Source organism: Streptomyces sp. NBC_00203, assembly GCF_045206325.1.
GTDB classification, from domain to species: Bacteria; Actinomycetota; Actinomycetes; order Streptomycetales; family Streptomycetaceae; genus Streptomyces; species Streptomyces lutosisoli.
Genome location: NZ_CP108126.1, coordinates 2,587,571 through 2,605,735, shown reverse-complemented (window position 1 = coordinate 2,605,735; position 18,165 = coordinate 2,587,571). Strand labels below are relative to the sequence as shown.

Annotated in this window: 18 protein-coding genes; 10 read left to right on the top strand and 8 right to left on the bottom strand. The window is 70.3% G+C overall.

Annotated features, from left to right (window positions below; translation table 11 throughout):
- Positions 1 to 88: 88 nt before the first annotated feature.
- Positions 89 to 568, bottom strand: coding sequence for a DUF1772 domain-containing protein (locus OG975_RS12000; protein ID WP_406329105.1), 480 nt, complete (start codon positions 566 to 568; stop codon positions 89 to 91).
- Between the two features lie 255 nt (positions 569 to 823).
- Positions 824 to 1,519, bottom strand: coding sequence for a DUF2293 domain-containing protein (locus OG975_RS11995; protein WP_406329104.1), 696 nt, complete (start codon positions 1,517 to 1,519; stop codon positions 824 to 826).
- 323 nt (positions 1,520 to 1,842) lie between these two features.
- On the opposite strand from OG975_RS11995, the gene OG975_RS11990 reads away from it, so the two are divergent.
- From OG975_RS11990 to OG975_RS11980, 3 genes are all read left to right on the top strand, one after another.
- Positions 1,843 to 2,484: a uridine kinase gene (locus OG975_RS11990; protein WP_406329103.1), complete on the top strand. Its 642-nt coding sequence runs from the start codon at positions 1,843 to 1,845 to the stop codon at positions 2,482 to 2,484.
- Between the two features lie 107 nt (positions 2,485 to 2,591).
- Positions 2,592 to 3,005, top strand: coding sequence for a PPOX class F420-dependent oxidoreductase (locus OG975_RS11985; RefSeq protein WP_406329102.1), 414 nt, complete (start codon positions 2,592 to 2,594; stop codon positions 3,003 to 3,005).
- A 162-nt stretch (positions 3,006 to 3,167) separates the two neighbouring features.
- Complete coding sequence (locus OG975_RS11980) at positions 3,168 to 3,596, top strand: CBS domain-containing protein (RefSeq protein ID WP_406329101.1); 429 nt, start codon at positions 3,168 to 3,170, stop codon at positions 3,594 to 3,596.
- Between the two features lie 81 nt (positions 3,597 to 3,677).
- On the opposite strand, the gene OG975_RS11975 is transcribed toward OG975_RS11980, so the two are convergent.
- On the bottom strand, positions 3,678 to 4,805 hold the full coding sequence (locus OG975_RS11975) for a magnesium and cobalt transport protein CorA (protein ID WP_406329100.1): 1,128 nt from the start codon (positions 4,803 to 4,805) through the stop codon (positions 3,678 to 3,680).
- 215 nt (positions 4,806 to 5,020) lie between these two features.
- On the opposite strand from OG975_RS11975, the gene OG975_RS11970 reads away from it, so the two are divergent.
- Entirely contained in the window at positions 5,021 to 5,815 is a 795-nt protein-coding gene (locus tag OG975_RS11970; protein WP_406329099.1) for a class I SAM-dependent methyltransferase, read from the top strand.
- A gap of 123 nt (positions 5,816 to 5,938) precedes the next feature.
- Here OG975_RS11970 and OG975_RS11965 read toward each other — a convergent pair whose 3' ends face one another.
- Positions 5,939 to 6,886, bottom strand: coding sequence for a carbohydrate kinase family protein (locus OG975_RS11965; RefSeq protein WP_406329098.1), 948 nt, complete (start codon positions 6,884 to 6,886; stop codon positions 5,939 to 5,941).
- Complete coding sequence (locus OG975_RS11960; protein ID WP_406329097.1) at positions 6,883 to 7,788, bottom strand: pseudouridine-5'-phosphate glycosidase; 906 nt, start codon at positions 7,786 to 7,788, stop codon at positions 6,883 to 6,885. Before OG975_RS11960 ends, OG975_RS11965 begins: the two co-directional genes overlap by 4 nt.
- A gap of 105 nt (positions 7,789 to 7,893) precedes the next feature.
- On the opposite strand from OG975_RS11960, the gene OG975_RS11955 reads away from it, so the two are divergent.
- The gene (locus OG975_RS11955; RefSeq protein WP_330303787.1) at positions 7,894 to 8,322 is read left to right on the top strand and encodes a VOC family protein; all 429 of its coding nucleotides are present in this window, start codon (positions 7,894 to 7,896) and stop codon (positions 8,320 to 8,322) included.
- 135 nt (positions 8,323 to 8,457) lie between these two features.
- Positions 8,458 to 8,820 (top strand): cupin domain-containing protein, encoded by a 363-nt coding sequence (locus OG975_RS11950; protein ID WP_330303786.1) that lies wholly within the window; start codon positions 8,458 to 8,460, stop codon positions 8,818 to 8,820.
- 43 nt (positions 8,821 to 8,863) lie between these two features.
- Here OG975_RS11950 and OG975_RS11945 read toward each other — a convergent pair whose 3' ends face one another.
- The 3 genes from OG975_RS11945 to OG975_RS11935 form a co-directional block, all read right to left on the bottom strand.
- The gene (locus OG975_RS11945; RefSeq protein WP_406336244.1) at positions 8,864 to 10,156 is read right to left on the bottom strand and encodes an MFS transporter; all 1,293 of its coding nucleotides are present in this window, start codon (positions 10,154 to 10,156) and stop codon (positions 8,864 to 8,866) included.
- A gap of 220 nt (positions 10,157 to 10,376) precedes the next feature.
- Entirely contained in the window at positions 10,377 to 10,931 is a 555-nt protein-coding gene (locus tag OG975_RS11940) for a methylated-DNA--[protein]-cysteine S-methyltransferase (protein WP_406329096.1), read from the bottom strand.
- Between the two features lie 87 nt (positions 10,932 to 11,018).
- Positions 11,019 to 11,888, bottom strand: coding sequence for a glycerophosphodiester phosphodiesterase (locus tag OG975_RS11935; RefSeq protein WP_406329095.1), 870 nt, complete (start codon positions 11,886 to 11,888; stop codon positions 11,019 to 11,021).
- 279 nt (positions 11,889 to 12,167) lie between these two features.
- On the opposite strand from OG975_RS11935, the gene OG975_RS11930 reads away from it, so the two are divergent.
- From OG975_RS11930 to OG975_RS11915, 4 genes are all read left to right on the top strand, one after another.
- A complete protein-coding gene (locus OG975_RS11930) occupies positions 12,168 to 13,034 on the top strand; it encodes an MHYT domain-containing protein (protein WP_406329094.1) in 867 nt (288 codons plus the stop codon).
- 40 nt (positions 13,035 to 13,074) lie between these two features.
- Positions 13,075 to 15,204: an excinuclease ABC subunit UvrB gene (gene uvrB / locus OG975_RS11925; RefSeq protein ID WP_406329093.1), complete on the top strand. Its 2,130-nt coding sequence runs from the start codon at positions 13,075 to 13,077 to the stop codon at positions 15,202 to 15,204.
- A gap of 160 nt (positions 15,205 to 15,364) precedes the next feature.
- Positions 15,365 to 15,943: a TerD family protein gene (locus tag OG975_RS11920; protein WP_327427888.1), complete on the top strand. Its 579-nt coding sequence runs from the start codon at positions 15,365 to 15,367 to the stop codon at positions 15,941 to 15,943.
- A 45-nt stretch (positions 15,944 to 15,988) separates the two neighbouring features.
- On the top strand, positions 15,989 to 18,010 hold the full coding sequence (locus OG975_RS11915; RefSeq protein ID WP_406329092.1) for a TerD family protein: 2,022 nt from the start codon (positions 15,989 to 15,991) through the stop codon (positions 18,008 to 18,010).
- Positions 18,011 to 18,165: the final 155 nt, after the last annotated feature.

The following is an 18,165-nucleotide window of genomic DNA, read 5'->3' as shown; positions in this document are numbered from 1 at the left end:
CCGCGCGGCCATCGGACGTCATCGGTCCACGGCCTCCGGGCGGCACTCCTTTCCCGCCACGATACGTCGCCTCCGTCGGCCCCGCCGCTCAGGTGAGGGCCAGCGTGTACGACACCGCCGCGGCGGCCGACGCGACCGTGCGGACGTGGTTCCACATCGTCCACTCACGCACGTACGTACGCCAGTACAAAGCGGTCTCCGGCGCTCCGGGCTCCATCTTGAGCAGCGCCTCGTTGCGCGGCACGTTCGCGACGACCGTCACCCCGAACGACCCGAACAGATACAGAGCGCTGCCCAGCAGCAGCTCCACCGTCCCGTCGTCCGGCAACAGCACGAACGTCACCACCGCGAGCACCGCGCACAGCCCGGCCGACCCGAGGAACACCAGCATGAACGGCGGGCGCAACGCGGCGACGTTGATCGCGTTCATCGCGGCGACCCCCTGCGCGGGCGGCAGCTCGGCGATCCCCCTCATCACGAACGTCGAGAACCCGCAGAACACCCCGGCCACCAGCCCGCAGCCGAGCACCCCCAACACCGTCAGCACGAAATACGGTCCATCGATCATGTCCACTCCCGCATCGACCCCCCGAGTCCAAAGATCCTGCACGGCACCAACTGTCACCACAAGTGAAATCCTGAACGAGGACAGTGACCATGGCCCGGGGGCGCGGGTGCATACGCGGGCGTCCAGAACCGGGTCGAGAAGGGCGGGGCAGGGCGCCCAGGACGGGCAGGGCAAGCAGGGCAAGCAGGCGGGCTGGTGGACAGGGCAGGCACAGGAAGGGCGGCTCTCTGGGCCGCGCGTCTGCCGGGCATCCGGTCACGCGCGCGCCGTGAGCTCGTCGCGCCACTCCCAGAGCCGCGCCTCCACCGAGACCGCGGTCCGGCGCCGCGCCTCATATCGCGGCACACCGCTCATCAGCAGCTGGTCGTACGGAGTGTCCGCGTGCCGTACGGCGGCACGAACCGCCGCGGTCACCGCGGCCTCGGACAGCGCACGGCCCGCGGCACTGCGCCCCACCCGTCCGCTGCCGCGCACCGAGGCGTGAGCGGCGATCGCCCGCGCCCGCTCGGCCGGACAGCCGGGAAACAGCCGGCGTATCTCCCGCGCGAACGCGTCCGTGAACCGCAGATCCTCCGCCTCCCGCCGCCGCGCGTCCCGAGCACGGCGACGCCGCCGCGCCTCCGCGTCCGCCAGGCACCGCTCCTCGGCCAGGGCGAGCGCTGCCTCCTCTACGAGGACACCCTGCCGTTCGTACCGACTCCGCCGCCGGTTGAACCGCACCACCACCGCCGACAGCGCACTGCCCTCCCGCGACCTCCGCGTCAGCGCGGTGTCCCCTCGCGGCAGGAACACCAGATGCCCGAGATCCGCGCAGTCCAGACACCGCGGCGCCCCCTCCTCCAGCACCAGCAGCGCCAGCGGCCCGGTCCCGCACTCGACACAGTGCCGCTTCTTGAGCGGCTGGATCACGAGAAGTCCGGTGCGGTGTGGGGGAGTTGCGATCGGTGCCATATGCGGTTCATTCCCCCGTCCGACCCGGGATCTACGCGGCCGGCGAGCCCAGGGTGGCCGCGTCATCACCGCGGGTGTGAGCCCGGGTTGAAGACCGACAGGCGCGTATGGTGCCGCGTCGGCGGCCCGATCTCGTCGAGCACCGCCACCGCGAGGTCCGTGTACGACGGGTACGCGGCGCCGTACGGTGCGGTCTCGCCCCCAAAACGGTACCGGCCGGGCGGGCGGCGTGAGTATCGCGGCCCATACCTGGAGCGCGGCCCACCTCCCTGAACTCTTCGCCGCCCGCCACGCCCACGAGAACGTCTCGTGATCGCGGCATCATGGGCCCTGTGCGACTCGAAGCGATCACCTGGGAACGGCTCGGCGACCTCCTCGCCGAGCGTCTGCTCGACCTGAAGCCGGACGACGGCAGCCCCTGGCCGCGGATCGCCTTCGACGGAGCCCCGGCCGCGCGCCCCGGCGAGCTCGCGCACCGCGTCTCCGAAGCGCTGCGCATACGCGGCCGGTCCTCGCTCGTCGTCGGCACGGAGGGCTTCCTGCGTCCCGCGTCGCTCCGGCTCGAAGACGGCCACCAGGACGTCGAGGCGTACTACGACGGCTGGTTCGACACCAGCGCCCTCTGGCGCGAGGTCTTCGGCCCCCTCGAAGCGGGCGGCAACGGCCGTGTCCTGCCCGACCTCTGGGACCCGGCAACCGACCGCGCCACCCGCAGCTCCTCCGTCCAACTCCCGCCCGGCGGCCTGCTGTTGCTGCACGGCCCCCTCCTTCTGCGCCACTGGTTCCCGTTCGACCTCAGCGTCCACGTACTCCTCTCCCCGGGCGCCCTCCGGCGCCGTACTCCCGAGGCCGAGCACTGGACCCTCCCCGCCTTCGAGCGCTATGAGAACGAGGTGGACCCGGGCGCCACGGCCGACGTCCTGGTGCGAGCCGACGATCCGCGGCGCCCGGCGTGGAACGGCTGACCCGTCGACCCGCGGCCCCGCCGCCCCGCTGGCAGGCTGATCGGCTGATCAAAAATGCCGACCCCTCAGGGCTTTTATATGCATGCGCATGTAGTTAGCCTGTGTCCATGACGCTCTCCGCCGACAATCCGGCCTCTTTCGACGACTCCGTTCGCACCCTCCTCGACGGCAAGAACTTCGCCAGCGTCGCCACCCTCGGCCCCGGCGGCGCTCCCCAGAACTCGGTGGTCTGGATCAAACGCGAGGGCGACACCGTCCTCTTCTCCTCGACCGCGGGGCGCCAGAAGGTGCGCAACCTTCAGCGGGACGCCCGCATCAGCCTCTCTGTCTTCGACCTCGCCAACCCCTACACCTCGGTCGAGATCCGCGGCACCGCCGAGATCCTCCCCGACGACGCCAAGCGCCTCCCGTACGAGCTCTCGCACAAGTACCTCGGCATCGACCCTCCGGCGGAGAAGGACGACGAGGTCCGCGTGATCATCCGCGTCGTCCCGCGGAAGATCGTCGGATTCTCCGTCTGACCCCGGGCAGCTTGCGGTCTGGCCCCGGCCGGCTTGGCGGGCGCCGCTCGGCGACCGCGGACTTCCGGGTGCGTATCCCTGGGGACGCGGCGAGAATGTAGGGCGCCGGGACTAGCGGTGTGTTCCGCGCCGCGCCGGCCGTCCGGCACCGGGAGGTACTTCATGACCACCGCCGGAGACATCATGCACCGTGGTGCCCAGTGGATTCCCGCCCACGAGACCCTGGACCGCGCCGCCCAGCTGATGCGCGAGCTCAACGTGGGCGCCCTGCCCATCAGTGACGAGAACGAACGGCTCTGCGGCATCCTCACGGACCGCGACATCGTCGTCGGCTGTGTGGCCATGGGGCGCGACCCGGCACGGGTCACCGCGGGCGAGATGGCCCAAGGCACACCGCGCTGGATCGACTCGGGCGCCGACGTCGGCGAGGTGCTCCAGGAGATGAAGGGCCACCAGATCCGCCGGCTTCCCGTGATCGAGAACAAGCGGCTCGTCGGCATGATCAGCGAGGCCGACCTGGCCCGGCACCTGACCGACGAACAGCTCGCCGCGTGGGTCGAGGGCGTCTACGCGACGAGCGCGACGACCTGACCTCGTCGATCCTGTTCCCGCTTTCCAGCCGTTTCCGAATGCGCGCTCTCGTCCGGCCGGCCGTGCCGGGCGAGGGGCGTCTCAGAGCCAGCCGTTGCGCCTGAATCCCCGGTACAGAACGAGGCAGGCGAGGGATATCACGCCTATGACGATGGGGTAGCCGAACCTCCAGTGCAGTTCCGGCATGTTGTCGAAGTTCATGCCGTACACCCCGCAGACCATCGTCGGCACGGCGATGACCGCCGCCCATGCCGTGATCTTCCGCATGTCCTCGTTCTGCGCCACCGTCACCTGCGCGAGGTGCGCCTGCAGGATCGAGTTGAGCAGTTCGTCGAAGGAGGCGATCTGTTCGGTGACCCGCAGCAGATGGTCGGAGACGTCCCGGAAGTAGGCCTGTATCTCCGGGTCGACGACCCGTATCGGCCGAGTCGCGAGCTCCTGGACCGGGCGGGCGAGCGGGACCACGGCCCGCTTCAGCTCAAGGAGTTCACGCTTGAGCTGGTAGATGCGGCCCGCGTCGGCCCGTGCTCCGTTCTCGGCGAACACATCGGCCTCGACCTGGTCGATGTCCGCCTGGACCGAGTCCGTGACGTTCACATAGTCGTCGACCACATGGTCCGCGATCGCGTGCAGCACCGCGGCCGGTCCCTTGGAGAGCTGGAGCGAGTCGGACTCCAACTCCTCGCGCAGCGGGCCCAGGGAGCCGTGCCGTCCATGCCGCACGGTGATGACGAAGTCGTGCCCGACGAAGACCATGATCTCGCCGGTGTCCACCACTTCGCTGGTCGCCGTCAGTTCCTTGTGCTCGACGTAGCAGACCGTCTTGAACACCGCGAACAGCGTCTCGCCGTACCGCTCCAGCTTCGGGCGCTGGTGGGCCTCCACCGCGTCCTCAACCGCCAGGGGGTGCAGGTCGAAGAGCTCGGCGATGCCGGCGAACTCCCGGGCCGTCGGCTCGTGCAGCCCGAGCCAGACGAATCCCTCGTCGCTCTTGCGGATCCGCTCCACGGTGTCGACCAGATCGCGGCCGCCGGGGACCCGGGCGCCGTCCTGGTACGCCACGCAGTTCACCACTGCGGAGCCCAGCGGAGACCGGGCCGGGTGGCTCAGGTCGACACGGGCGCGCCGCCGCGTCAACCGCGCCACCTTGCGGAGGCCGCCGACCGCGCCGAGGGCCGTGACCTTCCGCAGATTCCCTGCCATGGACATCTGGATCTCCTTGCGTGGATCTCCTCGCGCCGCACTTTGCGCCTTGGCGCGCCAGTCTGCCAGGCCTGATCGAACGCCGGAAAAGCCTGTGGGAACGGAACATTCCGTTCCGGCTTGTGTGTGAATGAGTGGTCAACGCTCGCCGGATCGCGCAGGTGGCGGCAGCGGGAGCGTCGGCGATTCCAGACAAGCCGGTCAACTGGGATGATCTCCCCATGACGCGAACCGACGGGTATCTCCTCGACAACCAGCAGACCGAGGCGGGACAGCGCTTCGACGCCTTCGCCACTCTCTTCGACCCCACGACGTTCCGGCACATCGAGCGCTTCGGCATCGGGTCCGGCTGGCGCTGCTGGGAGGTCGGCGCGGGCGGCACGTCCGTGGTGTCCTGGCTGGCCAAGAAGGTCGGCCCGACCGGACGGGTCGTCGCCACCGACATCGACACCTCGTGGGCGACCTCCGCGGCCCGCTCGCCGGTCGAGGTCCGTGTCCACGACGTGGGCGCCGAGGAGCCGCCGGGGGAGGGCTTCGACCTCGTGCACGCCCGGCTCGTGCTGGTCCATGTGCCGGACCGGGAGCGGGCGTTGCGATCGATGGTCAAGGCCCTGCGGCCCGGCGGCCGGCTCCTCGTCGAGGACGGCGACCCCGCGTTGCAGCCCCTCGTCTGCCCCGACGAATACGGCCCGGAGCAGCAGCTCGCGAACCGGCTGCGCCAAGGCTTCCGCAGTCTGCTCGCGGAGCGCGGCGCCGATCTCGCGTATGGCCGCAAACTCCCGCGCCTGCTCCGCGAGGCGGGGCTGAACGGTGTGGAGGCCGACGCGTATTTCCCCGTCACCTCGCCCGCCTGCGCCGACCTGGAGTCCGCGACGATCCGTCAGATCCGCGACCAGCTCGTCACCGCGGGCCTGGCCACCCACCAGGACATCGACCGCCACCTGGCCAACGTAGCCACCGGCTCCATGGACCTGGCGACGGCACCGATGATCTCGGCGTGGGGGCGCAAGGGGTAGACGGGAGAAGGGAGTTGGCCCGGGGCGCCATGGGCCGTGCCGCGCCGACTCGGGGCGCCACGGGCCTGGCCGCCCACCGGCAGGCCTCGCCGGCCCGCCGCCGAGTCTCCCGTCCGGCCGCCGTCAGATGCCCACCGGTGGCCTTCCCCCGATCCGTTCCACTGCCATCGCCCCCGCTCCGCAGCCCTCCGCCGCCGCCTCCTCGGCCTCCGCGCCCGCGAGCAGGGCGGCGAGGAACGCCCCGGTGAAGGCGTCGCCGGCGCCCGTGGTGTCGCGAGGGGTCGCGGGCACGGCCGGGACACGCGCCCGGACGGTTCCGGAACGGGCCACGAGGGCCCCGTCAACGCCCTGCTTGGCGACGACCAGGGGAACATGGCGGCTCAGCTTGGCCGCCGCGTCCGCGGGATCGGGCAGCCCGGTCAGCAGGTACGCCTCGTCCCGGCTGGGCAGCAGGACGTCGACGCCCTCGGCGAGTTCGAGGAAGCGATCCACCCCCAGCTCGGTGAGGAACCCCGCCGACGCCGGATCCAGGCTCACCGGCACGCCACGCGCGCGTGCCGACTCCAGTGCCACCGACACCAGCGCCCGGCTCGGCTCGGAGAAGAACAGGTAGCCCGACAGATGCAGTCGCGCGACACCGTCGAGCAGAGCCGGTGACCAGTCGTCGGGTTCGAGCCGCAGGGAGGCCCCGCTGTCCGTGAGGAACGTACGCTCCGCCGAAGCGCCCGTGTCCACCAGACAGATCACCGTCCCGGTCGGCGCCTCCGGATCAACGACGAGCAGGGGACGTACACCGCAGGCCACGAGCTCGCGCTCGTGCCACACGGCCGCCTCCGCTCCCACCCGGCCGAGCAGCCGTACGTCCGCGCAGCCCCGATGCGCCGCCCAGCACGCGACGTTGGCGCCGGCGCCGCCGGGCACGGTGCGGATCGCGGCGGCCGTGTCGGTGCCCGCCGCGAGCGGCCCGCGGTGCCGGGCGACGACGTCGGTGACCACGTCTCCGACGACGAGCAGAGCGCCCGCAAGCGCCCCCGTATCCCGCCCGGCGCCCCTGTGATCCGTCCCGCTCACGCCCCGGCCCAGGCCGCCGCGATCCGCCCCGCGAGCCGTACGTTGCCGCGCACCGCCGCCAGATTGGCGCTCAGCGAGGCGCCGTCGGTGTGCCGCACCAGATAGTCGAGCAGGAACGGCGTCACCGCCTGCCCGGTCACGCCCTCCGCCTCACACGCGTGCAGCGCGTCGGCGAGCACGCGCGCGTGGAGCGCGGGATCGAGCTGCTCCTCCTCGGGGACGGGGTTCGCGACGATGAGCGCCGACTCGGGAGCGTCCAGCGCGTCCTGCGCGCGCATGACATCCGCCACCTGCCCGGGGGACTCCAGCGTCCAGTCCACCGGATGTCCCGAGTCCGACAGATAGAAGCCGGGGAAGCGCTCCGTGCCGTACCCCGCCACCGCCACACCCAGCGTCTCCAGGCGCTGCAGCGTCGCGGGCACGTCCAGGATCGACTTCACGCCCGCGCACACCACCGTGATCCGGGTACGCGCCAGCAGGCCCAGGTCGGCCGACTCGTCCTGCGTCACCGTCCACTCCCGGTGCACCCCGCCGAGCCCGCCCGTCGCGAACACCCGTACGCCCGCGCGGGCGGCCAGCAGCGCCGTCGCGGACACGGTCGTCGCCCCGCTCGCACCGGCGGCCACCGCGAGCGGCAGATCGCGGTGCCCCAGCTTGCGGATCCCGTCCTCGTTCGCGACCCGCTCCAACTGCTCCTTGTCCAGACCGACATGCGGCTGCCCGTCGAGCACGGCGATCGTCGCGGGGACGGCACCCTCCTGCCGTACGACGTCCTCCAGCTCCAGCGCGACCTGCAGATTGCGCGGGCGCGGCAGCCCGTGGGCGATGATCGTCGACTCCAGGGCCACCACCGGCCGGCGCGCGTCGAGCGCCTCCCGTACCTCTTCGGACACCACGATCACGCGCCTGCCTCCTGTCGGTCGTCTTTCCTCATCTCTGGATCTCTGGCGGGCGGCGCGCCCGGTCAAACCCTTGCGACCTGCGGCGTACGACACCAGCCTGGGAGCATGACGGACAACTCGCCACGTCTCGACCATGTCGTCCTCTGGGTACGTGATCCGGTCGCCTCGGCCGACTTCTACGAGAAGGCGGTCGGACTGGAGCCCCTGAAGGTCACCGAATTCGCTGCCGGAAAGGCGTCGTTCCCCTCAGCGCGCCTCAATGAAGAGACCATTTTCGACCTCATGCCCCTCCCCATGGCGGCGTATATGAACATGGTCCCCGGAGGCGCCGACAGCGCCGGTCATCCGGTCAATCACGTATGCCTGTCCCTCCAGGAAGGCGATTTCGACGCGCTGCGGGCACGTCTGGAGGAGCGGTCCGTCCCGCTCTCGGGCTTCTCCTACGACTCCTATGGCGCCCGCGGACTGGCCAAGCGCAGTTTCTACTTCCGTGACCCGGACGGGAACGTCTTCGAGGCACGGCACTACGAGTAGGCCCCACGGCACTACGAGTAGGCCTCAAGGAGGCGAAGGGGTGCACCGTGCGCGGGAGCACCCCTTCGGGGGACCCTCGAACAGAGGTGACCCTCAACGCGCCCGGCGGATCACGTGCCCTTAGGGTGACCGCTCATGACCACGAACACCCAGCCCACCCCGTCCTTCGCCGTGCACATCCCCGACGCCGAGCTCGAACCGGAGCCCCTGGACCCGGCCCAGATCGTCTCCGGCGACCCGGTCGTGACCGGCAAGGTGCTGTGGGAGTCGGCCGACGGCAAGCAGCTGCGCGGCATCTGGCAGATCACGCCCGGCGTGGTGACCGACACGGAGGCGAACGAGCTCTTCGTCGTCGTCAGCGGCCGCGCCACGATCGAGGTCGAGGGCGGCGATGTCATCGAGGTGGGACCCGGCGACGCGGCGATCCTGCGCGAGGGCGACCGCACCACCTGGACCGTGCACGAGACACTTCGCAAGGCGTACCACATCAGCCTCTGAGGCCCCGGGAGTCACTGAGGGGACTGAGGGGCTCCTCCGGACATCAGAAGCCTTTCACGGCCTCTGATCCCCGAGAGCGCCGACCCCGCGTGAACAGCGCCAGCCCGCTCAGCGGCACCAGCAGACACGCCGCGACGAGGTTCAGCCACCCGTAGCTCGCCCGCGCGACCACGAGACCGGCGGCCGCTCCACCGAGACCGGCTGCCGTGCTCATGGTCAGGTCGGACAGCCCCTGCGCGGCGGCCCGCGCCGCCTGGGGCACGGAGTCCGTCAGGAGCGCCGAGCCCGACACCATCCCGGACGACCAGCCCAGGCCCAGCACGAGGAGCCCCACGGCGATCTGTCCGTGGCTGCCGCCCGCCGTCCCGGCGAGCAGCGCCGCACAGGCCAGCAGCCCCACCGCGAGCCCGATCCCGGAGAGCCGGCCGAGCCGGTCCGAGAGCCGCCCCATGAGGGGCGAGAACGCGTACATGCCCGCGATGTGACCACTGATCACCAGCCCGATCAGATCGATGCTCGCCCCGTGATATCCGAGGTCCACAGGGGTCATCGACATGATCGAGACCATCGCGGTGTGCGAGACGGCCACGGTCACGAGCGCCAGCTTGGCCCGCGGCGAGGCCCTGACGGCCGCCAGACCGGCTCGCAGCGTATGAGCGTCGGCCGACTGCTCCTCGATCGGCGCGAGCGCCCTGGCGGTCAGCAGCGGATCGGGGCGCAGCAGTACGGCCACCAGCAGCGCCGACACGAGAAACACCCCGGCCGCCCACAGGAACGGCCCCGCCGTCTCGGGAATCCCGAGCCCGGCGACGCTGCGTCCGGCGGGCGCGGCGATGTTGGGCCCCAGTACCGCTCCGATCGTGGTGGCCCACACCACGTTCGAGATGGCCCGGGCGCGCCGCCCGGGCTCGGCCAGATCGGCGGCCGCGAACCGCGCCTGCAGATTCGCCGACGAGGCCGCGCCGAACCCCGCCATGCCGAGCAGCAGCAGCGGAAAACTCCCGACGCTCGCGCCGACCACCACGACACCCGCACCCAACGCGCCGATGAGATACGCCAGCACGAGCCCCGGCCGACGACCGCGCGCGGTCATCAGGGCGGCCAGCGGTACCGAGAGCACCGCCGTACCGGTGACGGTCGCGGTGGGCGCGAGCCCGGACAGCGACTCGGTGCCACTGACCTGCTTGGCCAGCACGGAGGCGAGCGCGATGCCCGTGGCGACCCCGAGCCCGCCGAGGATCTGACTGGCGATCAGTACGGCGGTGATACGGCGCCGCAGCGCCGGTATCGCGTCCGCGTCGAGGGCGAGGGCGTCCTGCCGCTCGACGGAGGTCACAGCGAACACTCGGAGGCAGCGGAACAGGGTCTGGTCACCGGCGCAGTTTCCCAGCTCATACCCCAGTACGAACACCGGTTATCGGGTGTACGCACGCGGGTTGCCGCCCAGGGCGATACGTCCCGTCCGGCTCACCGCGGAGCCATCCGAACAGTGGCGCTCACCGAATAGTGGCGCTCACCGAAGAGCCGTCAGAACCGCGATGTTCACGGGAGGGCCGTCAGAACAGCGGCTCCGGAAGCACGCCCTCCAGAGCGAGCAGTTTCCGCTTGGTCTCCAGGCCGCCCCCGAACCCGCCGATACCGCCGTCGCTCTCGACCACCCGGTGACACGGCACGACGACCGGCAACGGATTCGAGCCCATGGCCATCCCCACGGCCTGTGCCGCACCCGGCTGGCCGACCCGCCCGGCCAGGTCGCCGTAGCCCACGACCGAGCCGTAGGGAACGCCGGACGCCAGCTCGCGGAGCACCTGGCGGTTGAACCCGGAGATCAGCGACCAGTCCAGCGGCAACTCGAAGTCGCGCCGCTCGCCCGCGAAGTACGCCACGACCTGACGTATCGCCTCGGCCAGCAGAGGTGACCCGGGTGCCTCGAGGGGCTCAGTGCCCAGTCGGGACGCGAGCCGGTCGAGCGCCTTGTCGCGCACCGCGTCCGTGGCGTGGAACACGACGTTCACCAGGCCGTCGCGCGTCGCCGCCAGCAGCAGCGGACCGATGTCCGTCCCGACGACGGTCCACACGACCTGCTGCTCGTTCTGCCCATGGCTGTCCATGCGACCCACCGTACGGCGCACCACTGACAACGCCCGTGGTGCGGACGACGGCATACGTCCGCACCACGGGCGAGGGGCCGCGCGGTACTACTGCAGAGCCCTCTGGATCACGTCGGGCACATTGGTGATGATGCCGTCCACCCCGAAGCCCGCCACGTGCCGGGCGGTGTCCGCGTCGTTGACGGTCCAGGCGAAGACCTTCATCGGACTGCCGTGCGGCCCGTCGAACCCGTGGACCGCGGAGACGTAGCCGGACGAGAGAGCGGTGTGATCCGAGTTGATCTGATCGGCGAACCGGGCGTAGTCGGGCAGCTGCGCGATCGACGGCCTGCCCAGGAAGGCCGTCTTGACGCCGGGGCGCAGATCGTGGACCGTTCGCACGCTGTCCGCGCTGAAGCTCTGGACGATCAGGCTGCTCTTCAGGTGAGCCGGGTCGAGCCAGCCCTCGTTGCTCAGGAGCTTGAGGGTCTGCCGCTCGATGCCCGGATAGAGCTCGGGGTTCTTGACCTCAAGGACGAGCTTCTGGTGGTTGTGCGAGACGCGGTTCATGTACTGCTTCAGCGTCGGCACGCGCACGCCCGCGTACCGGGAGCTGAACCAGCTCCCGGCGTCCAGACGGGCGATCTCCGCGGCGGTGAAGTCCTTGACCTTCCAGGGAGACCGGTGCGGATAGACCTGCTCGACGTCGGTCGTACGCGCCAGCGTGGCGTCGTGGAGGACCACGAGTTCACCGTCCTTGGTGCGCTGGACGTCGTTCTCGACCCACGGGAATCCCATCGCTGCCGCCTTGTCGATGGAGGCCAGGGTGTTCTCGGGCGCGTAGGCGGAGGCGCCGCGGTGGGAGACGAGCACGGGACCGGCGCTCTGGGACCTGGCCCGGGCGTGCGGACTCGGCAGTATCAGAACGGCGCCCCCTAGAAGCGCGGTGGTCGTGGCGGCGGCAACGCGCGCGTGCATGCGTTCTCCTCACGTCGGGCGATCACGGACAGCACAAGAGTGACAGCAGAGGGTCAACGGAGGAGGGGTGCGAGATGGCCGCAGATTGAAAGGAGTTGTCCAAGTCCGCTCACTGGCAACGCACAAGTGGGGCGAGGTCGTGATTCTTTGCCGGAAAATCGTTCGACCATTCCGGTGGGAGTCATAATCTCTGCCTCGACCCTGTCCGCTCTCGCGGTCCTGAGGGTGGGGGCATTTCAGGAATTTTCAGGAGCAACAGGGCGGGAAGGGCAGCCGCACATGCAGGGCACGGTCGACGGCTTCACTTACGGACTCGTCACACCGCTGGTGGCATACCTCATGGCCTGCCTGGGCGGAGCGCTGGGTCTGCGCTGCACCACCAGATCGATGCTCGTCGCCCGCTCCTGGCGCGGCGGCTGGCTCGCCCTCGGCTCGGCGGCGATCGGCTCGGGCATATGGACCATGCACTTCATCGCGATGATGGGGTTCACGGTCAAAGAGACCCCCGTCCACTACGACAAACCGACGACGTTCGCGAGCCTGGGCGTTGCCATCGTGATGGTCGGCATCGGGATCTTCATCGTCGGCTACAAGGGCGCCGCCGGAACGGCGCTCTTCACCGGGGGCACCATCACCGGTCTGGGTGTCGCCTCGATGCACTACCTGGGCATGGCCGGCATGCGCCTCAACGGGAAGCTCGAATACAACACCCTGACCGTCTCCGCCTCGGTCGTCATAGCCGTCGTCGCCGCCACCGCCGCCCTGTGGGCGGCGGGACAAGTGCGGGGATTCCTCTGGAGCGTGGGCGCCAGCCTCGTCATGGGGCTCGCCGTCAGCGGTATGCACTACGTGGGCATGGCCGCCCTCAGTGTCCATCTGCACGGCTCGACCAGCACTCCCTCGGGGGACTCGCCCGCCGCCCTGCTCGCGCCCATGATGATCGGCCCGCTGGCCTTTCTGTGTCTGGCGGGCGTGGTCGTGATGTTCGACCCGTTGATGGTCATGGGCAAGCCCGACTGGACGCCCGTGGAGAACAGGCCGGGCATCCCGGCGCACCCCGCCGTCCCGCACCCCGGCCGCCGTCCCGCGCCCCGCCGCGGGCAGGACCGCGGACACCGGAGCTCCCGCACCCCGCAGAGCTGGTGATCCGGCCCCGTTGTCAGTGCGGGGTCGTACGGTGGATTCCATGCGGCCCGTATCCAAGATCGAACGTTCGGTGGCGCCCTTCGAGGTCGTCAGCTCCTACCAGCCGAGTGGTGACCAGCCCACGGCCATCGCCGAGCTGGAGCAGCGCGTCCGCGCAGGCGAGAAGGATGTCGTCCTGCTGGGCGCGACCGGCACCGGCAAGTCCGCCACCACGGCGTGGATGATCGAGAAGCTCCAGCGCCCCACCCTGGTGATGGCCCCGAACAAGACCCTGGCCGCCCAGCTGGCGAACGAATTCCGCGAACTGCTCCCGAACAACGCGGTCGAGTACTTCGTCTCGTACTACGACTACTACCAGCCCGAGGCGTACGTCCCGCAGTCGGACACCTACATCGAGAAGGACTCCTCGATCAACGAGGAGGTGGAGCGCCTGCGCCACTCCGCGACCAACTCGCTGCTGACCCGCCGCGACGTCGTCGTGGTCGCCTCCGTCTCCTGCATCTACGGCCTCGGCACGCCGCAGGAGTACGTGGACCGGATGGTCCCGCTCAAGGTCGGCGACGAGATCGACCGCGACGACCTGCTGCGCCGCTTCGTCGACATCCAGTACACGCGCAACGACATGGCGTTCGCACGAGGCACCTTCCGGGTCCGCGGCGACACCATCGAGATCTTCCCGGTCTACGAAGAGCTGGCCGTCCGCATCGAGATGTTCGGCGACGAGATCGAGGCCCTCTCCACGCTGCACCCGCTCACCGGCGAGGTCATCAGCGACGACAACCAGATCTATGTGTTCCCGGCCTCCCACTACGTGGCGGGCCCCGAGCGCATGGAGCGCGCCGTCAACGACATCGAGAAGGAGCTGGGGGAGCGCCTCACCGAGCTGGAGAAGCAGGGCAAGCTCCTGGAGGCACAGCGCCTGCGCATGCGCACGACGTACGACATCGAGATGCTCCGCCAGATCGGTTCCTGCTCCGGCGTGGAGAACTACTCGATGCACTTCGACGGCCGCGAACCCGGCTCCCCGCCGAACACGCTGATCGACTACTTCCCGGACGACTTCCTGCTCGTCATCGACGAGTCGCACGTCACCGTTCCCCAGATCGGCGCGATGTACGAGGGCGACGCCTCCCGCAAGCGCACCCTTGTCGACCACGGCTTCCGGCTGCCCTCCGCCCTCGACAACCGCCCCCTGAAGTGGGAGGAGTTCCAGGAGCGCATCGGCCAGACCGTGTACCTGTCGGCAACTCCGGGCAAGTACGAGCTCTCCCGCGGGGACGGCTTCGTCGAGCAGATCATCCGTCCCACCGGCCTGATCGACCCCGAGGTCGTCGTCAAGCCCACCGAGGGCCAGATCGACGACCTGGTGCACGAGATCCGCAAGCGCACCGAGAAGGACGAGCGAGTCCTGGTCACCACGCTCACCAAGAAGATGGCCGAGGACCTCACCGACTACTTCCTGGAGCTCGGCATCCAGGTGCGCTATCTGCACAGCGACGTCGACACCCTGCGCCGCGTCGAGCTGCTGCGCGAACTGCGGGCGGGCGAGTTCGACGTCCTGGTCGGCATCAACCTCCTCCGCGAAGGCCTCGACCTGCCCGAGGTCTCCCTGGTGTCGATCCTCGACGCCGACAAGGAAGGCTTCCTGCGCTCGGGCACCTCGCTGATTCAGACCATCGGCCGCGCGGCGCGCAATGTCTCCGGCCAGGTCCACATGTACGCCGACAAGATCACCCCGGCGATGGAGAAGGCCATCGAAGAGACCAACCGCCGCCGGGAGAAGCAGGTCGCCTACAACACGGAGCGGGGCATCGACCCGCAGCCCCTCCGCAAGAAGATCAACGACATCGTCGCGCAGATCGCCCGCGAGGACGTCGACACGGAGCAGCTGCTCGGCTCGGGCTACCGCAAGACGAAGGACGGCAAGGGCGCCAAGGCCCCGGTGCCCTCGCTCGGCGGCAAGGCGGCCAAGTCCGCCAAGGGCAAGGCCAAGGAGACGGTGCCGACCGACCGCCCGGCGGCCGAACTCGCCGGGCAGATCGAGGAGATGACGGAGCGGATGCGCGCTGCCGCGGCCGATCTCCAGTTCGAGATCGCGGCCCGGCTGCGTGACGAGGTGTCCGAGATGAAGAAGGAGCTGCGCCAGATGAAGGAGGCGGGCCTGGTCTGACGTCCTCGCGGGCCCTGCCGGACCTCGGCATATGCGCGCTGTGTTGCAAGACCGACACAAAGCGCGCCCCAGGGTTCGGCACTGTCAGTGGTGCTGCGTAGGGTTCTGGTCATCCGCGGACTCCGCGGCAACAGGGGACAGTTCGAGAGGGGAACAGCGCGTGACGGTCAACATGACCAAGGGTCAGGCCATCAGTCTGCAGAAGAACGACGGGGGCACCCTGACCGCGGTGCGCATGGGGCTCGGCTGGCAGGCCGCCCCCCGGCGCGGCCTGTTCGGCTCGCGCACCCGGGAGATCGACCTCGACGCCTCCGCCGTGCTGTTCGCGGACAAGCAGCCCGTCGACGTGGTGTTCTTCCGTCACCTCGTCAGCGACGACGGCTCGGTACGGCACACGGGTGACAACCTGGTCGGCGGCGTGGGCCAGGGCGGCGACGACGAGGCGATCCTCGTCGACCTGCAGCGCCTCCCGGTCCACATCGACCAGATCGTCTTCACCGTGAACTCCTTCACGGGCCAGACCTTCCAGGAAGTGCAGAACGCGTTCTGCCGTCTGATCGACGAGACCAACGGTCAGGAGCTGGCCCGCTACACGCTGGACGGTGGGGGCAACTACACCGCCCAGATCATGGCGAAGGTGCACCGCGCGGGCACGGGCTGGCAGATGACCGCCCTCGGCACGCCGGCCAACGGCCGCACGTTCCAGGACCTGATGCCCGCGATCCTGCCGCATCTGTAGGCAGCGCGGCGCGCACAGCACGAAGCGACATAGGGGGACAAGGCGATGACGGCCGAGCTGGTCCGGGGGCAGAACCATCCGCTCTCCCAGGTCCGTCTTGAGGTCCGTGTTTCGGCCGGCAAGCCGATCGTGGCCGGGGCCACGCTCAGCGATGAGCAGGGCAAGGTCCGCGGCGTCGAGTGGGTGGCCCACCCGGGCGCGCCCACCCTGCCCGGACTCGAGGTCTCCAAGCAGGCGGCGGCCGACCACCGCCTCGCGTTCGATCTGGACGCCCTGCCGGAGACCGTGCACCGGGTCAGTGTGCTGCTCGCGCTGCCGTCCGGGGTCGGGAGCCCGGTCCGGTTCGGCTCCGTCGCCGCCCCCTTCATCGCGGTCACCGGCCTCGACGGCTCCGAGGTCGCCAGCTACACCATCACAGGGCTGGACGCCGAGTCGGCCGTCGTCGCCCTGGAGCTCTACCGCAGGCAGGGCGCCTGGAAGGTCCGCGCGGTCGGCCAGGGGTACGCGGGTGGTCTCGCCGAACTCCTCACCGACCAGGGCCTGCCCGAGGCCCAGCAACTCGCGGGCAGCATCAACGAGGCGGTGGCCCAGGGCCTGGCCCGCTCGGTGGCCGCACCCCCGCCGCGCACGCCCGACGGGGACCGCTCACGACAGGCGGCCACCTCGGCGCCGGGACCTGACCAGCCCTACGGCGGACCACAGGGCGCCTCGGGGACCGTACCGCCGCAGCAGTCCCCGTACGACGTGCCGAGTCCGCAAGGGGCCACAGCGCCGCAGACCGGCTACCCGGGCGGCTCCGCGCAGCCCGATCCCTCGGCCGTCACCCAGCCGTCCACTCCCGCCGGCGGCGGGATCGACTACAGCCATCCCGGCCGGCAGACCGGGGCCCCGCCCCCGCCCCCGCCGACCGCACCACCCGCTCAGCCCGGGCAGCCCGCACAGCCCGTCGCGGGCGACGCGACCGGCTGGTCCATGGAGGAGCGGCTCTACAACCAGGTGTGGGGCATGTTCGAGGACCTGGCCCGCACCACTGCCGCGTACCGCAGCGCCGTCGACTTCGCCGACTCGCGCATGGAGCAGGAGCTCGACAAGGTCCTGTCCGACCCGCGCAGCAGGATCGGCGGACAGGGCGACGCCGCACGCGATGCGGCCCGGGGCAAGCACGCCGATCTGGTCGATCAGGCCCGCGCGGCCCTCGACCGGGACCTCGCACAGCTCACCGCCGAGGCCGAGGTGGTCGAGCCCGCGCTGCCCCCGGCGTTCGCACGCTGGGACAACCCGGTCTGGCACGGCTACCGGGTGCCGATGGAGATCCCCATGGCGCTGCGCCTGGGCGACCTCCGGCTGCCCGAGAGTGAGGGCCTGAGCATCCCGATGCTGGTCCGGCTGCCGCTGGAGCGCGGCCTGTGGATCGACAGCGGGCGGGCCACCCTCGACGATTCACTCGCCGACTCCGACGAGCTGCGCCGCCTCGCCATGGACACGGCGGTGGCGCTTGCCGCACGGCTGCTCGCCGTCTATCCCGCGGGCGAGTTCACGGTGCACGTCATCGACCCGGCCGGCTCGGGAGCCTCGTCCCTCGTGCCACTGGTGCAGTCCGGAGCGCTCGACGGCGCGCCCGCGGCCGGTGCCGCGGGTGTGGCCGACGTCCTGGCCAGACTCACCCAGCGCGTCGACCTGGTGCAGATGGCGGTGCGCGGCGGCGCGGCCGACTCGCTGCCACCGGGCTTCGACACCGCCGAGCAACTGCTGATCGTCAATGACTTTCCACACGGCTTCGACGACCGTGCCGTGACCCAGCTGCGCTATCTCGCGGACGAGGGGCCGGCCGTCGGCGTCCATCTGATGATGGTGGCCGACCGGGAGGACGCCTCCGCCTACGGACCGCTGCTCGACCCGCTGTGGCGCTCGCTGCTGCGCATCACCCCGGTGCCCGACGACCATCTCGCCGACCCCTGGGTCGGGCATGCCTGGACGTATGAGCCCGCGCTCGTCCCGCCGGGCAGCCAGGTGCTCCAGCAGGTGCTCGCACAGGTGGCGGCGGCCCGTCGTCCCTGGAATCGGTGACCTCGCGAAGGTCCTGTCAGGAGCTTGCGTCAAGCATCAGTAAAGCGCTCTGACCACGGGATTTGGTTCTTCTTTTACTGATCTCTTTACCTTTCCTTGGTGGTTCGGGTACTCTTTTCCATACGGAGGGGAGTACTCCCTACCTGCTGCGGCGT